Origin of the sequence: Pseudomonas izuensis (assembly GCF_009861505.1) — a bacterium.
Lineage (GTDB): Bacteria > Pseudomonadota > Gammaproteobacteria > Pseudomonadales > Pseudomonadaceae > Aquipseudomonas > Aquipseudomonas izuensis.
Window position 1 is genome coordinate 36,603 of sequence record NZ_WTFT01000050.1, and the last position, 17,837, is coordinate 54,439.

General features: G+C 58.9%; 18 protein-coding genes and 1 tRNA gene. 7 read left to right on the forward strand and 12 right to left on the reverse strand.

The window, feature by feature from the left end:
• Positions 1 to 120 precede the first annotated feature (120 nt).
• The 6 genes from GPL81_RS29285 to GPL81_RS29310 all read right to left on the reverse strand — a co-directional run bounded on the left by GPL81_RS29285 (position 121) and on the right by GPL81_RS29310 (position 5,160).
• Entirely contained in the window at positions 121 to 720 is a 600-nt protein-coding gene (locus tag GPL81_RS29285; RefSeq protein ID WP_160109567.1) for a 50S ribosomal protein L25/general stress protein Ctc, read from the reverse strand.
• 141 nt (positions 721 to 861) lie between these two features.
• A complete protein-coding gene (locus tag GPL81_RS29290; protein WP_003171603.1) occupies positions 862 to 1,803 on the reverse strand; it encodes a ribose-phosphate pyrophosphokinase in 942 nt (313 codons plus the stop codon).
• 46 nt (positions 1,804 to 1,849) lie between these two features.
• Positions 1,850 to 1,924 (reverse strand) — tRNA-Gln (locus GPL81_RS29295).
• Positions 1,925 to 1,960: 36 nt separating this feature from the next.
• Positions 1,961 to 2,812 (reverse strand): 4-(cytidine 5'-diphospho)-2-C-methyl-D-erythritol kinase, encoded by an 852-nt coding sequence (ispE, locus tag GPL81_RS29300; protein ID WP_160109568.1) that lies wholly within the window; start codon positions 2,810 to 2,812, stop codon positions 1,961 to 1,963.
• Position 2,813: 1 nt separating this feature from the next.
• Complete coding sequence (gene lolB, locus GPL81_RS29305; RefSeq protein ID WP_160109569.1) at positions 2,814 to 3,431, reverse strand: lipoprotein insertase outer membrane protein LolB; 618 nt, start codon at positions 3,429 to 3,431, stop codon at positions 2,814 to 2,816.
• 4 nt (positions 3,432 to 3,435) lie between these two features.
• Entirely contained in the window at positions 3,436 to 5,160 is a 1,725-nt protein-coding gene (locus tag GPL81_RS29310) for a tetratricopeptide repeat protein (RefSeq protein ID WP_160109570.1), read from the reverse strand.
• Between the two features lie 326 nt (positions 5,161 to 5,486).
• On the opposite strand from GPL81_RS29310, the gene hemA reads away from it, so the two are divergent.
• The 6 genes from hemA (at position 5,487) to GPL81_RS29340 (ending at position 10,858) form a co-directional block, all read left to right on the forward strand.
• Positions 5,487 to 6,776 (forward strand): glutamyl-tRNA reductase, encoded by a 1,290-nt coding sequence (hemA, locus tag GPL81_RS29315; protein WP_160109571.1) that lies wholly within the window; start codon positions 5,487 to 5,489, stop codon positions 6,774 to 6,776.
• Entirely contained in the window at positions 6,773 to 7,855 is a 1,083-nt protein-coding gene (gene prfA / locus GPL81_RS29320; protein WP_090325132.1) for a peptide chain release factor 1, read from the forward strand. The genes hemA and prfA overlap by 4 nt, the downstream gene beginning before the upstream one ends.
• On the forward strand, positions 7,856 to 8,686 hold the full coding sequence (prmC, locus tag GPL81_RS29325) for a peptide chain release factor N(5)-glutamine methyltransferase (protein WP_160109572.1): 831 nt from the start codon (positions 7,856 to 7,858) through the stop codon (positions 8,684 to 8,686).
• The gene (locus GPL81_RS29330) at positions 8,680 to 9,435 is read left to right on the forward strand and encodes a molybdopterin-synthase adenylyltransferase MoeB (protein ID WP_160109573.1); all 756 of its coding nucleotides are present in this window, start codon (positions 8,680 to 8,682) and stop codon (positions 9,433 to 9,435) included. The genes prmC and GPL81_RS29330 overlap by 7 nt, the downstream gene beginning before the upstream one ends.
• A complete protein-coding gene (gene murI, locus GPL81_RS29335; protein ID WP_160109574.1) occupies positions 9,428 to 10,219 on the forward strand; it encodes a glutamate racemase in 792 nt (263 codons plus the stop codon). The genes GPL81_RS29330 and murI overlap by 8 nt, the downstream gene beginning before the upstream one ends.
• 120 nt (positions 10,220 to 10,339) lie before the next feature.
• Entirely contained in the window at positions 10,340 to 10,858 is a 519-nt protein-coding gene (locus tag GPL81_RS29340) for an acyloxyacyl hydrolase (protein ID WP_160109575.1), read from the forward strand.
• Positions 10,859 to 10,979: 121 nt separating this feature from the next.
• On the opposite strand, the gene GPL81_RS29345 is transcribed toward GPL81_RS29340, so the two are convergent.
• The 6 genes from GPL81_RS29345 to GPL81_RS29370 form a co-directional block, all read right to left on the reverse strand.
• Complete coding sequence (locus GPL81_RS29345) at positions 10,980 to 11,285, reverse strand: YkgJ family cysteine cluster protein (RefSeq protein WP_096509102.1); 306 nt, start codon at positions 11,283 to 11,285, stop codon at positions 10,980 to 10,982.
• A gap of 106 nt (positions 11,286 to 11,391) precedes the next feature.
• Positions 11,392 to 12,168 (reverse strand): SDR family NAD(P)-dependent oxidoreductase, encoded by a 777-nt coding sequence (locus tag GPL81_RS29350; RefSeq protein WP_160109576.1) that lies wholly within the window; start codon positions 12,166 to 12,168, stop codon positions 11,392 to 11,394.
• A gap of 42 nt (positions 12,169 to 12,210) precedes the next feature.
• Complete coding sequence (gene phrB, locus GPL81_RS29355) at positions 12,211 to 13,656, reverse strand: deoxyribodipyrimidine photo-lyase (protein ID WP_160109577.1); 1,446 nt, start codon at positions 13,654 to 13,656, stop codon at positions 12,211 to 12,213.
• An 11-nt stretch (positions 13,657 to 13,667) separates the two neighbouring features.
• Entirely contained in the window at positions 13,668 to 14,609 is a 942-nt protein-coding gene (locus GPL81_RS29360) for a MerR family transcriptional regulator (RefSeq protein WP_160109578.1), read from the reverse strand.
• Positions 14,609 to 15,568 (reverse strand): YbgA family protein, encoded by a 960-nt coding sequence (locus GPL81_RS29365; protein ID WP_160109579.1) that lies wholly within the window; start codon positions 15,566 to 15,568, stop codon positions 14,609 to 14,611. The genes GPL81_RS29360 and GPL81_RS29365 overlap by 1 nt, the downstream gene beginning before the upstream one ends.
• 181 nt (positions 15,569 to 15,749) lie before the next feature.
• Positions 15,750 to 16,736 (reverse strand): NAD(P)/FAD-dependent oxidoreductase, encoded by a 987-nt coding sequence (locus GPL81_RS29370; RefSeq protein WP_096509106.1) that lies wholly within the window; start codon positions 16,734 to 16,736, stop codon positions 15,750 to 15,752.
• 197 nt (positions 16,737 to 16,933) lie between these two features.
• Between GPL81_RS29370 and GPL81_RS29375 the strand changes: the two genes are divergently transcribed.
• The gene (locus GPL81_RS29375) at positions 16,934 to 17,836 is read left to right on the forward strand and encodes a TIGR01777 family oxidoreductase (protein WP_160109580.1); all 903 of its coding nucleotides are present in this window, start codon (positions 16,934 to 16,936) and stop codon (positions 17,834 to 17,836) included.
• Position 17,837 lies beyond the last annotated feature (1 nt).

Sequence of the window (17,837 nt, forward strand, 5' to 3'; positions counted from 1 at the left end):
GAGCGGCGAAAGTGGACGAAAATTGCTCATTTACCATGATGTAAACTCCGCGTTCTCGCCCGCTTTCTCGCTACGCTCTAGTCCGCGATGTTTCCGGTCACTCCGGCAGCGCAGAGTAAATTACTCTGCAGCGCCTTCTGCAGCTTCTGGAGCAACACGTGGAGCGTGGACGTTGGCAACAGCCTTGTCATCGCCGTGAGCCAGAGCAACGAACTCAACGCCGTTAGGAGCTTTGAGGTCGGACAGGTGAATGATCGAACCGATTTCGGCGTTAGCCAGGTCGACTTCGATGAATTCAGGCAGGTCTTTTGGCAGGCAGGAAACTTCGATCTCAGCAACAACGTGCGAGATTTCGCCGCCTTTCTTGACCGGTGCTTCTTCGTTGATGAAGTGCACTGGAACGATAGCGGTCAGTTTCTGGCCAGCGACTACGCGTACGAAGTCAGCGTGCATCACGTGGCCTTTGGCCGGGTGACGTTGCAGGGCTTTGATCACGACGTTCTGCTTGGTGCCACCAACGTTCAGCTCGATGATGTGGCTGTAAGCCGCTTCGTTTTCGAGCAGTTTGGCAACTTCTTTAGCCAGCATGCTGATGGATTCAGGGGCTTTGTCGCCACCGTAAACTACAGCTGGAACCAGGCTTGCGAGACGACGCAGGCGGCGGCTCGCACCTTTCCCCAGGTCGGAACGCACTTCAGCATTCAGAGTAAAATCGTTCATGTTGTATCTCCAAAATAGCCATGACCGAGTGGCGTTTGCGACCAGCGCCGAACACGGTATGGGCAAAAAAGCCCCGCCCCGACAGGAATGCCGGGGCGGGGCGCTTTTCGTCAACGAGACATTTCGAAAAGGGCAGGGCCCTTAGCGGAACATCGCGCTGATCGATTCTTCATTGCTGATGCGGCGAACCGCCTCGGCAACTACCGGTGCGATATCCAGTTGACGGATACGCGCACAGGCTTGTGCTGCAGCGGACAGCGGGATGGTGTTGGTCACCACCAGCTCGTCCAGCACGGAATTTTCGATGTTTTCGATCGCCCGACCCGACAGCACTGGGTGCGTGCAGTAGGCGAAAACCTTGGCAGCGCCATGCTCTTTCAAGGCCTTGGCCGCATGGCACAGGGTGCCGGCGGTATCGACCATGTCATCGACCAGAATGCAGGTACGCCCTTCGACATCACCGATGATATGCATCACTTCAGAGTGATTGGCTTTCTCACGGCGTTTGTCGATGATCCCGAGATCCACGCCCAGGGATTTGGCAACGGCACGTGCACGCACGACGCCACCAATGTCCGGGGACACGATCATCAGGTTTTCGAAGCGCTGATCTTCAATATCATCCACCAGTACCGGGGAGCCGTAGATGTTATCTACCGGAATATCGAAGAAACCCTGAATCTGGTCAGCATGCAGATCAACCGTGAGAACACGGTCGATGCCGACTACGGTAAGCATGTCAGCAACGACTTTCGCGCTGATAGCCACACGTGCGGAACGCGGACGGCGATCCTGACGGGCATAACCAAAGTAAGGAATAACAGCAGTGATACGAGTAGCCGAGGAGCGGCGGAAGGCATCAGCCATCACTACCAGTTCCATCAGGTTATCGTTGGTCGGAGCGCAAGTCGGCTGAATAATGAAGACGTCTTTACCACGAACGTTTTCATTGATCTCGGCTGTAATTTCGCCGTCGGAGAATTTACCGACAGAGATGTCACCGAGAGGGATATGCAGCTGACGTACGACACGCCGAGCCAGATCGGGGTTAGCGTTCCCCGTAAAGACCATCATCTTGGACACGCGCAGTACCTGAAGGCTGAGGGTAACCTGGATGAGTATAGGAAAATGGCAGGGGCGGCTGGATTCGAACCAACGCATGGCAGGATCAAAACCTGCTGCCTTACCGCTTGGCGACGCCCCTGTATCTGTTGCAACGATTACCCTGTAATCGGTTCCTTTAGAGCAGACTTCGCAGCTTGCGATGCAACATCGAAATGTTGCTTCCTTTTGCTACAAACCCTGTAAGGGTCTCTGTAAGAAGGGCCGAGACTTTATCAGCTTCAGCTTTGCTTGGGAAGCCCCCAAACACACAACTTCCAGTTCCGGTGAGTTTTGCTTCGGTAAATTTACCTAACAAATTCAAAGCGTTACGTACCTCTGGATAACGCCTTGTTACCACCGGCAAGCAGTCATTACGACTGTTTCCCTTGGGAACGGGGCGCACTTTAATGGGAGGAGTGTTACGTGTCAACAACGGATCTGAAAAAATTTCTGCCGTACTTACAGAGACTTGCGGTACCAGCACGACATACCACGGTTCTTCGGGGTCAACCGGCGTCAGTTTCTCTCCCACACCCTCCGCAAAAGCCGCGTGGCCACGCACGAAAACCGGGACATCGGCGCCCAGGGTCAGGCCCAGAGTGGCGAGTCGATCGGCGTCCCAGCCCAGTTGCCAGAGATGATTCAGACCGAGCAGGGTTGTCGCGGCATTCGAACTTCCGCCGCCGATCCCGCCGCCCATGGGCAGGATCTTGTCGATCCAGATATCGATACCGAGCGCGCAGCCGGATTGCGCCTGAAGTTTTTTGGCGGCTTTTACGATCAAATTGCTGTCGTGGGGGACGCCTTCGAACTCGGTATGCAGACGAATGACGCCGTCATCGCGCACGGCGAAAGTGATTTCGTCGCCGTAATCGAGAAACTGAAAAAGCGTCTGCAGCTCATGGTAGCCATCTTCACGGCGACCGAGAATGTGCAGCATCAAGTTGAGTTTGGCCGGGGAGGGCAACGTCAGGCGGTTGGCGTCCATGTCACATCCCCAGTTTGCGCGGTTGCCAGGCTTTGATCACCAGCGTGACATCAAGGTCAGTGCCATGGAGCTTGATTCGCTCGGGCAACCAGTAACCGTTTTGCTCGGTATACGCGGTGTATTCGACCTGCCAGCCGTCCTGTTCGAGCGTGGCCAGGCGACTGTCGCCATCGAGCGTCAAACGGCTTTTGCTATCTGGTGCCGGGAGCCCGCGGACCCACCAGGTCAGATTGGAAACGGGGAGTTTCCAGCCCAACTGCTCTTCAAGCAGCGCATCCGGAGACGGTGCTTCGTAGCGTCCCTGGTTGGCGACTTCCAGGGACACCTTGCCGGGCCGGCCGGTCAAGCGTGCGGCGCCGCGGCCAAGGGGGCCGGAGAGGCGAATGTCGTAGTAATCCTGGCGCTGCAACCAGAACAGCGTGCCGCTGCCCGAATCCTTTGGCGCTCGAATGCCGATCTTGCCGTCGATCTGCCAGCCGTCGAGGTTGGTGAGCTGCTGTTTGTGTTCGCGCCATTGGGCGGGGTTGCCCTGGCCTTCGAGCGATTCACGGGCGCCAAAACCCGCGCAACCGGCGAGCAGGGCGATGAAACTGAAAACAATGAGGTGGCGCAAAAACATAATCTTATAGAGTCTCTGATCCGGTCAGGCGCTTGACGGTACTGCGCAGGGTAGGGCTGTCAGGTTGTTCCTTGAGGAACTTGCCCCAGATTTGTCTGGCTTCGCGTTGCTTGCCATTGGCCCACAGGACTTCGCCCAGGTGAGCGGCGACTTCCTGGTCGGGAAAACGCTCCAGCGCCTGGCGCAGCAGGCGTTCCGCTTCGTCCAGATTGCCCATGCGGAAATTCACCCAGCCGAGGCTGTCCAGTACCGCCGGGTCTTCCGGATTGATCTGGTGAGCCTGTTCGATCAGGGCCTTGGCCTCGGCATAACGCGTCGTCCGGTCCGAGAGGGTGTAGCCGAGGGCGTTCAGTGCCATTGCATTGTCAGGGTCGCGTTTTATGATCGTTCGCAGGTCTTTTTCCATCTGCGCCAGGTCATTACGCTTTTCCGCCAGCATGGCCCGGGTGTAAAGCAGGTTGAGATCGTCCGGGTATTGCTGCAGGGCTTTTTCCAGGACATTCCAGGCTTTGTCGCCCTGTTTGTTGGCAGACAGGGCTTCGGCTTCAATCAGGTACAGCTGGATCGCGTAGTCAGGTTGTTCGTCACGTTCGGCCGCGAGTTTGCGCTGGGCTTCGGCGGTCTTGCCGTTGTTCATCAGGATATCGGCCTGACGCAGTTGTGCCGGCAGGTAGTCGTTACCCGGACCGACCTGGCCGTACTCGATCAACGCGCCTTGCGGATCGTTGCGCTCTTCGGCGATGCGCCCCAGGTTCAGGTGGGCCGAATCGACATGGCTTTCGCGGGCGATCAGGTCCTCCAGATAGCCTTTGGCTTCATTCCAGGCCTTGGCTTCCAGGCAGACCAGCGCCAGGGAATAACGCAGTTCGTCGTCTTCCGGGTATTGCTGGACCAGGCTTGAGAATTCGGCCTTGGCGTCGCCCATGCGGTCCTGTTCAACCAGCATGCGCGCGTAGGTCAGGCGCAGGCGCTTGTCGTCCGGGTATTTCTTGATGCTTTTTTGCAGTAGCGGCAGGGCTTCATCGCCACGATCAAGGGTTTGCAGCAGGCGCGCGCGAAGCAGGATCGGAGCGATTTCGCCGTCGTCCGGGGGATTGTCTTCCAGCAGTTTCAGCGCGCCTCGGGAATCCCCATCCTGTTGCAGCAACAAGGCTTTGCCGAAAATCAGCTGGCCATTGTTCGGATGGCGCTGCAGCAAGCGGTCGAAACTCTTCATCAAGCCGTTGCGTGTGTCTTGATCGGTGTCAGCCGCGGACAGGGCGAGGAAGTCGAAATGGGTGTCGCCCTTGCCTTGCAGGACTTTTTCCATATAGGCCATGGAGTCGTCATAGCGTCCGGCGCGCGCCAATTGCACGGCTGCGGCCCGTTGCGCCTCGAGGTCGTCCGGAGCGTTTTTCGCCCAGATCAGCGCGGTGTCCAGGGCTGCCTGATCGGCGCCCAGGTATTCGGCGATGCGGAATGCCCGTTCGGAGATGCCCGGATCCTGGGTATTGATGGCCTGGGTCACATAGTTATCCAGGGCAATGTCGAAACGATTGCGCTGGCCAGCCAGTTCGGCGCTCAACAGGCTGAAGATGGTGTCTTCACTGAATGAGCTGTAAACCTTGGGCTTTTCAGGTGCCGGGGTGCTGTCTTCGGCCGGCGGCGTACCGTCCGACGACCTCGGCATCAAAGCCTGGCAGCCGCTGAGGAAGACAAAAGCGAGAAGCAACGCGGAAGATCTATTCATATAGGAAGAGGACGACTAACCTGCGGTCGGATCATCATGACACAAGCCTTCGGCCAAACATAACCGGCCGGCCATTTTCCGGTTTATAGCCCCCTCTGTAGGAGCTGGCTTGCCAGCGATGAATTCAAAGGCGCCGCGTTTAACCGGTAAGAACGCATCATCGTTAACGGGCATCGCTGGCAAGCCAGCTCCTACAGGGCAGAGTGTAAACGAGAACCGCTCGCAAACCCGGGTGTCGCCTACCGAGCCAATAGATATCGAGTAGTTGTTCTGAATCTGACGAAGTAGGACAATTGCCGGCTTCACGTCACCATCAGCGACTTTGAATGGCCTTCCTCGCACTCGGTATTAACCACAAGACTGCTTCAGTAGACGTCCGCGAGCGCGTGGCCTTTACCCCTGAGCAGCTGGTTGAGGCCCTGCAGCAGCTCTGCCGACTCACCGACAGCCGCGAAGCTGCGATCCTCTCCACCTGCAATCGCAGTGAACTCTATATAGAACAGGATCACCTGTCGGCGGATATCGTGCTGCGCTGGCTGGCCGAATATCATCATTTGAGCCTCGATGAACTGCGCGCGAGCAGTTATGTGCATGAAGACGATGCGGCAGTTCGTCACATGATGCGCGTCGCTTCAGGGCTCGATTCGCTGGTGTTGGGTGAGCCACAGATTCTCGGCCAGATGAAGTCGGCCTACGCCGTGGCTCGCGAGGCGGGCACCATCGGTCCATTGCTCGGGCGGCTGTTCCAGGCCACGTTCAACGCGGCCAAGCAAGTGCGCACCGACACCGCCATCGGCGAGAACCCGGTGTCCGTGGCGTTTGCCGCGGTCAGCCTGGCAAAACAGATTTTCAGCGACCTGCAACGCAGTCAGGCCTTGTTGATCGGCGCCGGTGAGACCATCACCCTGGTCGCCCGTCACCTGCATGATTTGGGGGTCAAGCGCATCGTGGTGGCCAATCGCACGCTGGAGCGCGCGAGCACCCTGGCCGAACAGTTCGGCGCTCACGCGGTGCTGCTGTCGGATATTCCGGCCGAACTGGTGCGCAGTGACATCGTCATCAGTTCCACCGCCAGCCAATTGCCGATCCTCGGCAAGGGCGCCGTGGAAAGTGCCCTGAAGCTGCGCAAGCACAAGCCGATTTTCATGGTGGATATCGCCGTTCCGCGGGATATCGAGCCCGAAGTCGGTGAGTTGGACGACGTTTACCTGTATAGCGTTGACGATCTCCACGAAGTGGTCGCCGAGAACCTCAAGAGCCGTCAGGGCGCCGCACAAGCAGCGGAAGAGATGGTCTCGATCGGTGCCGAGGATTTCATGGTCCGCCTGCGCGAACTGGCGGCAGTGGACGTGCTCAAGGCCTATCGTCAACAAAGCGAGCGTTTGCGCGACGAAGAATTGCAAAAAGCCCAGCGCATGCTGGCCAACGGCGGCAGCGCCGAAGAAGTGCTGGTGCAACTGGCCCGTGGTTTGACCAACAAACTGTTGCACGCACCGAGCGTGCAGTTGAAAAAGCTCTCTGCCGAAGGTCGCCTCGATGCGCTGGCGATGGCCCAGGAACTCTTTGCCCTCAATGAGGGCTCATCGGAAAGCTTTTCGGATAAGAAACCGCAATGAAAGCGTCACTGCTCAATAAGCTGGACATCCTCCAGGACCGTTTCGAGGAATTGACCGCCTTGCTTGGCGATGGCGAGGTCATTTCCGATCAAAACAAATTCCGCACCTATTCCAAGGAGTACGCGGAAGTCGAGCCGATTGTCGACACCTATAAACAGTTGCTCAAGGTCCAGGGCGACCTCGAAGGCGCCCAGGCCTTGCTCAAGGACAGCGACCCGGACATGCGTGAAATGGCCGTGGAAGAAGTCCGCGAAGCCAAGGAACGCCTGGTCGAACTGGAAGCCAGCCTGCAACGCATGCTGCTGCCCAAGGACCCGAACGACGGACGCAACGTGTTCCTCGAAATCCGCGCCGGCACCGGTGGTGACGAGGCGGCGATCTTCTCCGGCGACCTGTTCCGCATGTATTCGCGTTACGCCGAGCGTCGTGGCTGGCGGGTGGAGATCCTTTCGGAAAACGAGGGTGAACACGGTGGCTATAAAGAAGTCATCGCTCGGGTCGAAGGTGACAATGTCTACGGCAAGTTGAAATTCGAATCCGGTGCCCACCGCGTACAGCGGGTGCCGGCGACAGAATCCCAAGGGCGTATCCACACCTCGGCCTGTACCGTGGCGGTATTGCCCGAGCCGGACGAGCAGGAAGCGATCGAAATCAACCCGGCGGACTTGCGGATCGACACCTACCGTTCCTCCGGTGCCGGCGGCCAGCACGTCAACAAGACTGACTCGGCGATCCGTATCACCCACTTGCCGTCCGGAATCGTGGTCGAGTGTCAGGAAGAACGTTCGCAGCACAAGAACCGTGCGCGGGCGATGTCCTGGTTGTCGGCCAAGCTCAACGACCAGCAAACCAGCGCTGCCGCCAATGCCATCGCCAGCGAGCGCAAGCTGCTGGTCGGCTCCGGTGATCGCTCCGAGCGCATCCGTACCTACAACTTTGCCCAGGGACGGGTGACCGATCACCGGGTCAACCTGACGCTGTACTCCCTCGACGAAATCCTCGCCGGTGGTGTCGATGCGGTGATCGAGCCGCTGCTGGCCGAATACCAGGCCGATCAATTGGCAGCGATAGGTGAGTAAATGACGATCATTGCCAGTTTGTTGCGCGCCGCCGATTTGCCCGACTCGCCCACGGCGCGCCTGGATGCCGAATTGTTGCTGGCGGCGGCGTTGGGCAAGTCCCGCAGCTTTTTGCACACCTGGCCGGAGCGCATCGTCCCGAGCGAAGCGGCGTTGACGTTCGCCGAGTATTTGCAGCGTCGTCGCAGCGGTGAACCGGTGGCCTACATTCTCGGTCAGCAAGGTTTCTGGAAGCTCGACCTGGAAGTGGCGCCACACACGTTGATCCCGCGCCCCGACACCGAGTTGCTGGTGGAAACCGCACTCGAACTGTTGCCGGCCACACCCGCAAAGGTGCTGGACCTTGGCACCGGCAGTGGCGCCATCGCCCTCGCTTTGGCCAGCGAACGTCCGGCGTGGAAGGTCACTGCGGTGGACCGTGTGCTCGAAGCCGTGGCCCTGGCCGAGCGCAATCGCCAACGCCTGCATTTGAACAACGCCACCGTGCTGAGCAGTCACTGGTTCAGCGCTCTGCAAAGCCAGCGCTTTGAACTGATCATCAGCAATCCGCCCTACATCGCAGCAACCGATCCGCACCTGGTGGAAGGCGATGTGCGCTTCGAGCCTGCCAGTGCATTGGTAGCCGGTATCGACGGGCTCGACGATCTGCGCTTGATCGTCGCCCAGGCACCGGATCATCTGGAAGCCGGTGGCTGGTTGATGCTTGAACACGGTTACGATCAAGCCGAGGCCGTGCGCGATCTGCTGCTGACCCGTGGTTTTGAAGATGTCCACAGCCGCACGGATCTGGGCGGTCACCAACGCATCAGTCTGGGGCGCCTGCCATGCTGAATGATCAGGAATTGCTGCGCTATAGCCGCCAGATTCTGTTGCACCACGTCGACATCGACGGGCAACTGCGTTTGAAGCAAAGCCGCGTGCTGATCGTCGGTCTTGGCGGTCTCGGTGCGCCGGTGGCGCTGTACCTCGCGGCGGCGGGTATCGGCGAGTTGCATCTGGCAGACTTTGATACGGTCGATTTGACCAACCTGCAACGCCAGATTATTCACGACACCGACAGCGTCGGCATGAGCAAGGTCGATTCGGCGATCAAGCGCCTGACGGCCATCAATCCCGAGATTCAGCTTGTCGCCCATCGCGCAGCACTGGACGAAGACTCCCTGGCTGCTGCCGTGGCCGGGGTGGATCTGGTCCTCGACTGCTCCGACAATTTTGCCACCCGTGAAGCGGTCAATGCCGCTTGCGTAGAGGCCGCAAAGCCGTTGGTCAGCGGCGCGGCGATTCGTCTCGAAGGGCAGTTATCGGTCTTTGACCCGCGCCGTCCGGAGAGCCCGTGCTACCACTGTTTATACGGGCACGGCAGTGAAGCCGAGTTGACCTGCAGCGAGGCCGGTGTAGTCGGTCCGTTGGTGGGGCTGGTTGGCAGCTTGCAGGCACTCGAAGCGCTGAAGCTGTTGGCGGGATTTGGCGAACCCCTGGTCGGACGCCTGTTGTTGGTCGATGCATTGGGCTCGCGCTTCCGTGAGTTGCGGGTCAAGCGTGATCCGGGTTGCAGCGTCTGTGGGTCGAAGCATGCGTGAAGCGCCGATTGGCGTGTTCGACTCCGGTGTCGGTGGGTTATCGGTGCTGGCCGAGATCCGGCGTTTATTGCCCAACGAATCTCTTTTATACGTCGCCGATTGCGGGAATATTCCCTACGGCGAGAAGACTCCGGGATTTATCCAACAGCGTTGCAGTGTCATGGCCGAGTTTTTTCAACAACAGGGCGCCAAGGCCTTGGTGCTGGCCTGCAATACAGCAACCGTCGCCGGCGTTGCAGACCTGCGGCACGATTACCCCGAATGGCCCATCGTCGGCATGGAGCCCGCGGTCAAACCGGCAGCGGCCGCTACCCGCAGTGGCGTGGTTGGGGTGCTGGCCACGACCGGCACCTTGCAGAGTGCCAAGTTCGCGGCGTTACTCGACCGCTTCGCCACCGATGTGCGGGTGATTACCCAGCCATGCCCCGGGTTGGTGGAGTTGATCGAGGGGGGCGATCTGCACAGTCCCGCCCTGCGCCAGCTACTGGAAAGTTACGTTGGGCCGCTGCTTGGTGCTGGCGCTGACACCATTATTCTCGGGTGCACCCATTACCCCTTCCTCAAGCCACTGCTCAAGCAGATGATCCCTGACGACATCAGCCTGATCGACACTGGCGCTGCGGTCGCACGACAACTTCAACGTTTGCTGGCAGAGCGTGAACTGCTCGCCGAAGGACCTGCCTGTTCGGCGCAGTTCTGGACCAGTGCCGATCCGGAGCATTTCAGAAATATATTGCCGATTTTGTGGAATAACGCTGGCGTTGTGCGAAGCTTTGAAAGGTAATCAAATCCCGGGGGCGTTGTAACAATTGGGGTGAACTTCTGATAAATCGCCGACTTCTATCGCTGTGTACGTCGAGCAACAAAAATTCCAATTGAAATCGTTTGGAAAAGGAAGTTTCTAATGAAGCGACTATTTTGCTTGGCCGCGATTGCGGCCGCACTTTTGGGGCACAGCTTTACCGCACAGGCGGCAGGCGTGGAGTTCGGGATCGGCCAGACCAGCGATTCGACCATGACTTATCGACTGGGCATGCAATTCGATTGGGACAAGAGCTGGTGGCAGACAGACGTCGGTCGTTTGACCGGTTACTGGAGCGGCGCTTACACCTATTGGCAGGGTGATAAAACTTCCAGCGATCACAGCCTGTCCTTTTCGCCGGTGTTTGTTTACGAGTTCGCCGGCCAGAACGTCAAGCCGTACGTCGAGCTGGGCGTTGGCGTGGCGTTATTTTCCAGCACCGAAACCGAAAGCAACGATCTGGGCAGCGCATTTCAGTTCGAAGACCGCCTGGGTTTCGGCCTGCGCTTTGCGGGTGGACATGAAGTCGGAATTCGGGCGACGCACTATTCCAACGCGGGGATGACCACGCCTAACGACGGTACGGAAAGTTACGCGCTTCACTACACGATGCCGTTGTAATCAACACTGCTCGGCAAGTTGCCAATGCCCCCCCTGTAGGAGCGAGCTTGCTCGCGATGTTGGACTTGAGATCGCTATCACGATCAAGCTCGCTCCTACAGGGGGAGAGGTGTTCTCGGGCTTAGCGATACGCCGTCGAAATACCCTGGCGCTCATCAATGCATTCCGGCGCGCCCATCTCGAACTCCCGGCAAATCAATGGGCGTTTTTCATAGATGGTGCACATCATCGTGTCGCGATCCAGCGCGGCACACCAGCCATCATCCAGGCGTAACATGACTTCCCCGCCCCAATCATCGGTATCGATATACCGTTCGGGCACGCCTGTGTCGGTGATCAACATGACTTCGAGCTGGCAGCAGCAGGCGGCACAGGTCGAGCACGTGACGGCGGTCTCGGCGATTTGCAGATGGGGGATGGTTTTCATGGCGCGCAGTGTAAGGCAGTCGCCCGGTGCTGTGTAAAAGCCCGGACGGACGCTTTACCCCAATTGCCAGGTTCGAATCGATCGCTCGTCATCGTCATGCGCCTGGTCAATCCATGTTCGGTGGACTGCTGCGCACTATGGGCTTGCCGATTGCCAACTTTACCTGGTCGGGCATTTGCGAGAGCGGCCATAAGGCAGCCATGAACAGCCCCGAAAAGGCGATTTCCAGCGGACGCTCATTGAGCTTGGCAAAAATGTGCCGTGCGGCTTTATCAGCCGGCCAACTGAGCGGCATCTTGAAATCGCTTTCCTCCATCAATGGCGTGTTGACGAACCCCGGGCCGACGACGGTAACTTCGATACCGTCTGGTGCCAGTGCAATGCGCTGGGACTCGAAAAGACTTCGCATCCCGGCCTTCGAGGTGCCATAGGCTTCAGCCCGGGGCAGTGGCAGGTAGGTCACCGAACTGGCCATGCCAACCAGATGCGGGGCGATGCCGGCCCGCAAGAGCGGCAAGGCGGCGTCGATGCAGTAGCTGCTGGCGAGCAGGTTGGTGCGCACCACGTGCTCGATGATCGAGGCGTCGAACTGCTTGGCATCCACGTATTCACAGGTGCCGGCATTCAGGATCAAGGTGTCCAGAGAGCCCCATTGCTCGGCTATCTGTTCACCGATTTCGCGCACGGTCTGACTGTTGGTCAGGTCACCGGCCACCACCAGTACCTGACCCGGGTAGCGCTGCGACAAGATTTTCAGCGGCGCCACCGAGCGTGAACTCACGGCGAGGTGGGCTCCGGTTTTCAGTATTTCTTCAGCCAAAGCCGCGCCAATGCCACTGCCGGCACCTGTCAGCCAATATCGTCGTGGAGGCGTAAGGCTCATTCCATTCTCCCTTTCAGCCAGAAATTCGTCCGGCTCAGCCAACTACTCATGGTCGCCCTCGGCGCTTTGCCGCGGTCGCAGGTTCTTGAACGCGGCGAGGGCCCGTGCACGTGAAGTGTGCAGGTCGACAATCGGGGACGGATAATCCGCCACGCCGAACAGCCCACCGAGACTCGCCGGGTTGTGCACTTCTTTTTTATTCAGGCCTGCCAATTCCGGCAACCAGTGTTTGATGAACACGCCCTCGGCGTCGAATTTTTCCGACTGGCTCAGCGGATTGAAAATCCGGAAGTAGGGCGCTGAGTCCGTTCCGGTGGATGAACTCCATTGCCAGCCGCCATTGTTTGCTGCCAGGTCGCCATCGATCAGGTGGCGCATGAAAAAACGCTCGCCTTCGCGCCAGTCGATCAACAGGTTTTTGCTCAAAAACATTGCAACAACCATGCGCAAGCGGTTGTGCATCCAGCCGGTTTCCAACAGTTGACGCATGGCGGCGTCGATGATCGGCAAACCGGTGCGGGCCTGTTGCCAGGCGGCGAGTTCGTCGGGTGCATCGCGCCAGGCCAGTGCTTCGGTTTCCGCACGGAAAGCGCGGTGGCGGCAAACCCTCGGGTAGCCCACCAGGATGTGTTTATAGAACTCGCGCCACAGCAGTTCATTGATCCAGGTCACGGCGCCGACCTTGCCACTGTCGAATTCCCCCTGATTGCTTTGCAGCGCAGCGTGCAGGCATTGGCGAGGGGAAATCACCCCGGCTGCGAGGTAGGCCGAAAGTTGGCTGGTTCCGGGTTTCGCCGGGAAGTCCCGTTCGCCTTGGTAATAATCGATTTGTACATCGGTGAAGGTGTCGAGGCGGCGCCGTGCTTCGGCTTCTCCGGCCGGCCACAGTGCGCGCAAATGCCCGGTGGGTGGGGCGAAGCCCTCGATGTGGGTCGGGATCTCGTCGCTGGCGATGCCCAATGGCGCTTGCGCCATGGGGGTGCTGACCAGGCGGGGCAACGAACGGTAAAGGCGTTCATGACAGACCTTGCGGAACTGACTGAAGACCTGGAAATACATGCCGGTTTTGGTCAGTACGCTTCCAGGCTTGAACAGCAACTGATCCAGGTAACTATGAACCTCGATTCCCTTGGCCTTCAATGTTTCGGCCACCGCTGCATCCCGGCGGGTTTCATGAATGCCGTATTCCTCATTGAGGTGCATGGCGTTGATGTTCAGCCGTTGGCAAATATCCAGTAGCACATTGGGCGCATCATCCCAGCGCGGAGCATGGCGGACCAGCAGGGGAATGTTCAGTTCGCCCAGTGCCTGTTTCAGTTCATGAAGGTTGCGCAGCCAGAAGTCCACCTTGCACGGCGCATCATCGTGTTCCAGCCATTGCCGCGGGCTCAACAAATACACCGCCACACTCGGGCCAGCCGCCATGGCGGCGCAGAGGGCGGTGTTGTCGTTTACGCGCAAGTCACTGCGCAGCCAGATCAATTGCATATTGATGCCCATTAAATCAGCCCGCGCTGAACGAGTGCCTGGTGTGCCAACAGCGGATCTTCGGCCAGGTACAAATCAGCGATGACGAAGGTTCTTGCGGACAACTCGGCGTTGTGAATGCGCACCGCTGGCCCGACCATCATTTTTGGGCAACTGACGCCGTTCAAAAGTTTCGTCAGCTGCGAAAGGTTTATGGCGTTGCTGGAATACAGCAGTACGCCCCGGGGTTGCAGATAATCGACCGCCAGCGCCAGTTCGCCGGCAGGCAGCGGCCAGTCGAACACGTGCACCGGACAATCGGCACTGCTGATCAGCCACGCGGTAAGCCACAGATAAGGTTCCAGTGGCACGTCCGAGTGATTGATCAACAGCAGTGGCGCGGTGTGCAGCTGACGGTTGTTATGGTAGATGCGCGCGCCGAATTTGCTGCGTAGCCAGGAATAAAAAAACACTCGCTCCATGTGTGCACCGAATTGGCCCTGCCAGCGTAGCTCCAGTTCAGTCAACAATGGCATTAGCAGTTGCTCGCACAAGGTCCGTGGCGGGTACAGCGCCATGGCCTGATTGACAGTGTCGTCCAGCGTGCGCTCGTTCAGTAATGCGACCGCCTGAAGCAGTCTCTGGCATAGCGGTTGCCAGTCGTTTTCCACCGGTTCGCTAAAGGCCTGCGGGGTTTCGAGCAATTGTTTGATCTGGCTGACGGCAACACCGCGGTTCAGCCAGGTGAGGATCGTCAGGATTCGTTGCACATGCTCGGCCGAGAACAGTCGATGCCCCTTGGGCGTGCGTTGCGGCACGATAAGGCCATAGCGCCGTTCCCAGGCGCGCAACGTAATGGCATTGACGCCGGTCTGCCGGGCCACTTCGCGAATCGGCAGCCAGCCCTCGTCAAGGGCTTTGCTGAAGTCCGTGCCGAGTCCTTCGCTGGCGCTGCTGTCGAGATGGGCTTTCATCAGATGGCGTTTCGCAAGCTGAGATTTTCCGGGTGCGGTTGCAGGTAAACCTGTTGCGCAATGTAAGGGTGGGGGTGCTGGCGAAAGTGATGCTTGAGCAACGTCAGTGGCACCACCAGAGGCACGATGCCGTGGCGATACTGGCCGATAACCTGTTGCACTTCCTGCTTGTCTTCGGCGCTGATCGCCTGTTTGAGATAACCACTGAGGTGCTGCAAGACGTTGGTATGGGTGCGGCGCGTGGCGCATTTTTTCAGGGCGGTCATCAGTTCACGAAAATAACGCGGGCCGAGTTCCCTGGGATCGGTGCGGCCCATATTGCCCAGCAGGGTGCCCAGGGTTTTGTATTGCACCGGGTTGTGAGCCATCAGCAGGTACTTGTAGCGCGAATGAAAATCCGTCAGGCCGCGCCGGCTCAGGCCTTCTTGCAGCAGTTGTTGCCAGGCGCTGTAGACGAATACGCGGGCGAGAAAGTTTTCCCGCAGCACCGGGTCATGGAGCCGACCGTCTTCTTCCACGGGCAAATCAGGGTGCAAGGCGCAGAACGCCCGGGCATAAATGCCCTGGCCGCCGCCGTCCACTGGTGCGCCGTTGGCGTGGTAGACCTTGACGCGCTCCAGGCCACAGGACGGAGACTTCTGCATAAAAATGTAGCCACAGATATCGACCAGATCCGCCGCCATCTGCTGGCCATACTCGGTCAGTGGCCGGGTGACGTCGAGCTGGTGATTGACCGTGCCGACGGCTTGGGGCTGATCCGGATCGCCAACCAGCCGGATCGGTTCGCGAGGAATGCCCAGGCCAATGGCGACTTCCGGGCAGACCGGCAGGAAATCGAAGTACTCGGCAAGAACGAGGCTGCACAGTCGTGATGCCTTGTGCCCGCCGTTGTAGCGCACCTGCTCACCCATCAGGCAAGCGCTGATGGCGATTTTCGGTTTGGTGGCGAGCGGAAGCATCGGAGCACCTCGAATCGGAACCTGTACAAAAATTAAAATCTGTACAACATGGGTTCATCTTAGATCCAAAGGTGTACAAGTCAATTTTTTTGTATAGGACTTATCGGTAGAGCGGAACAGAATCCTGCGGGTGGGCTGCTGCCCAATTCGACAGCAGCAATTTTGCTCGGATGGATGCGATTCACTGCAAGTGTGCATGCAGGCGGCGGGCGGCTTCCTGACCGCTGAGCCAAGCCCCTTCGACACGTCCGGACAGGCACCAGTCGCCACAGGCATACAGCCCCAGGTCGGCATCGGCCAGCGTGCCCCATTCATGACTGCTGTTCGGGCGGGCATAGAGCCAGCGGTGGGCGAGGCTGAAGCTCGGCGCGGGCATGGAATCGTGCAACAGTTCGGCGAAGGCACCGTGCAATTGCTCGATGACCGCTTCCTTGGGCAAGTCGATGTGCTGCCGGCTCCAGGCGCTGGTGGCGTGCAATACCCAGGTGTCGAGCGTGTTGTCGCGCCCCGGTTTACTGCGGTTGCGTGCCAGCCAGTCCAGCGGACTGTCTTGCACGAAGCAGCCTTCCATGGGCGTATCCAGTGGGGTTTCGAAACCCAGTGCGACCGCCCAGGTAGGGTCCATTTTCACGCCGGCGGCGGCACCGGCGAGCTTCGGTGCAGAAGCCAATAATGCGGTTGCTTGCGGCGCCGGTGTGGCAATCACCACGTGACTGAATGGCCCATGGGTGAAGCCTTCGGCGTCCTGCAGGTGCCAGTGCTCTTCACCGCGATAGACCTCGGTGATCCGGCAGGCGAAATGCACTTCGAGGTCGCCGATCAAGGCGCGGGTAATGGCACTCATGCGAGGCGTGCCCACCCAGCGCGTCTGCTCGTCCGGCGACATGCTGAGCTGGCCGCCATGGTAGGTGTACAACTGCGGGGTCCATTCGGCGACCCAGCCGTTGGCTTGCCAGCGCTGGACTTCGGTGACGAAGCGGCGGTCGCGGGCCGTGAAATATTGCGCGCCCATGTCCAAGGCACCCGCATCGCTGCGTTTGCTCGACATGCGTCCGCCACTGCCGCGGCTTTTATCGAAAAGTTGCACGACATGCCCCGCATCTGTCAGGGCTTGTGCGGCTGAGAGTCCGGCAATGCCGGTGCCGATGATTGCGATAGGTACAGTCATAAGGGCCTCGTTTACCTTTCTGTACAGACTACGCCGGGGTTGAAACCTGTACAATATTGTTTTTTGGTACAACTTTTAGCGTTCTTGTTCCGACAGCTTGGCCTATTGTTAAACACAGAGCCTGCCCGATATCAAAGATCCCTTGCTTATAAAAATAGACTAGTGATCAGGGTAAAACGCCACGCGAGGAAGAAGTCATGCACATATTGCTGACCGGCGGTACTGGTTTGATAGGACGTCAGCTCTGCCGGCACTGGTTGAGTCAGGGGCATCGCCTGACGGTCTGGAGCCGGACACCTGCAAAAGTCGCCAAAGTCTGCGGTGCTCAAGTGCGTGGTATCGCTCGTCTCGAAGACGTGGGACAGGAGCCCGTCGATGCCATCGTCAATCTCGCCGGTGCACCGATCGCCGATCGCCCCTGGACCTCCAGACGCAAAGCACTGCTCTGGAGCAGTCGCATCACCCTGACTGAAACCCTGCTCGCCTGGCTCGAAAGTCGCGAGCAGAAACCGCAGGTCATGATTTCCGGTTCTGCGGTCGGTTGGTACGGTGACGGCGGCGAGCGCGAGCTGACCGAAGACTCGCCACCGGTTATCGATGATTTTGCCAGCCAGTTGTGCATCGCCTGGGAGGAAACCGCCCAACGCGCTGAAGCCCTGGGCATTCGGGTGATACTCATCCGTACCGGGCTGGTGTTGTCTGCCGAGGGCGGCTTTTTGTCGCGGCTATTGCTGCCGTTCAAATGTGGGCTGGGCGGGCCTATCGGCAATGGCCGGCAGTGGATGCCGTGGATCCATATCAACGATCAAATCACCCTGATTGATTTTCTTCTGCATCGCAATGAAGCCAGCGGTCCATATAATGCCTGCGCGCCGAAGCCGGTGCGCAATCGCGACTTTGCCAAAACGTTGGGCAGCGTGTTGCACCGCCCGGCGTTCATGCCGATGCCGGCACTGGTGTTGAAGGTCGGCCTGGGCGAATTGTCATTGTTGCTGCTGGGTGGCCAGCGGGCCATGCCGGCTCGTTTGCTTGATGCGGGTTTCACTTTCCAGTTCACTGATTTGCGCGCGGCCCTGGACGATTTGTCCGGCCGCCTCTGAA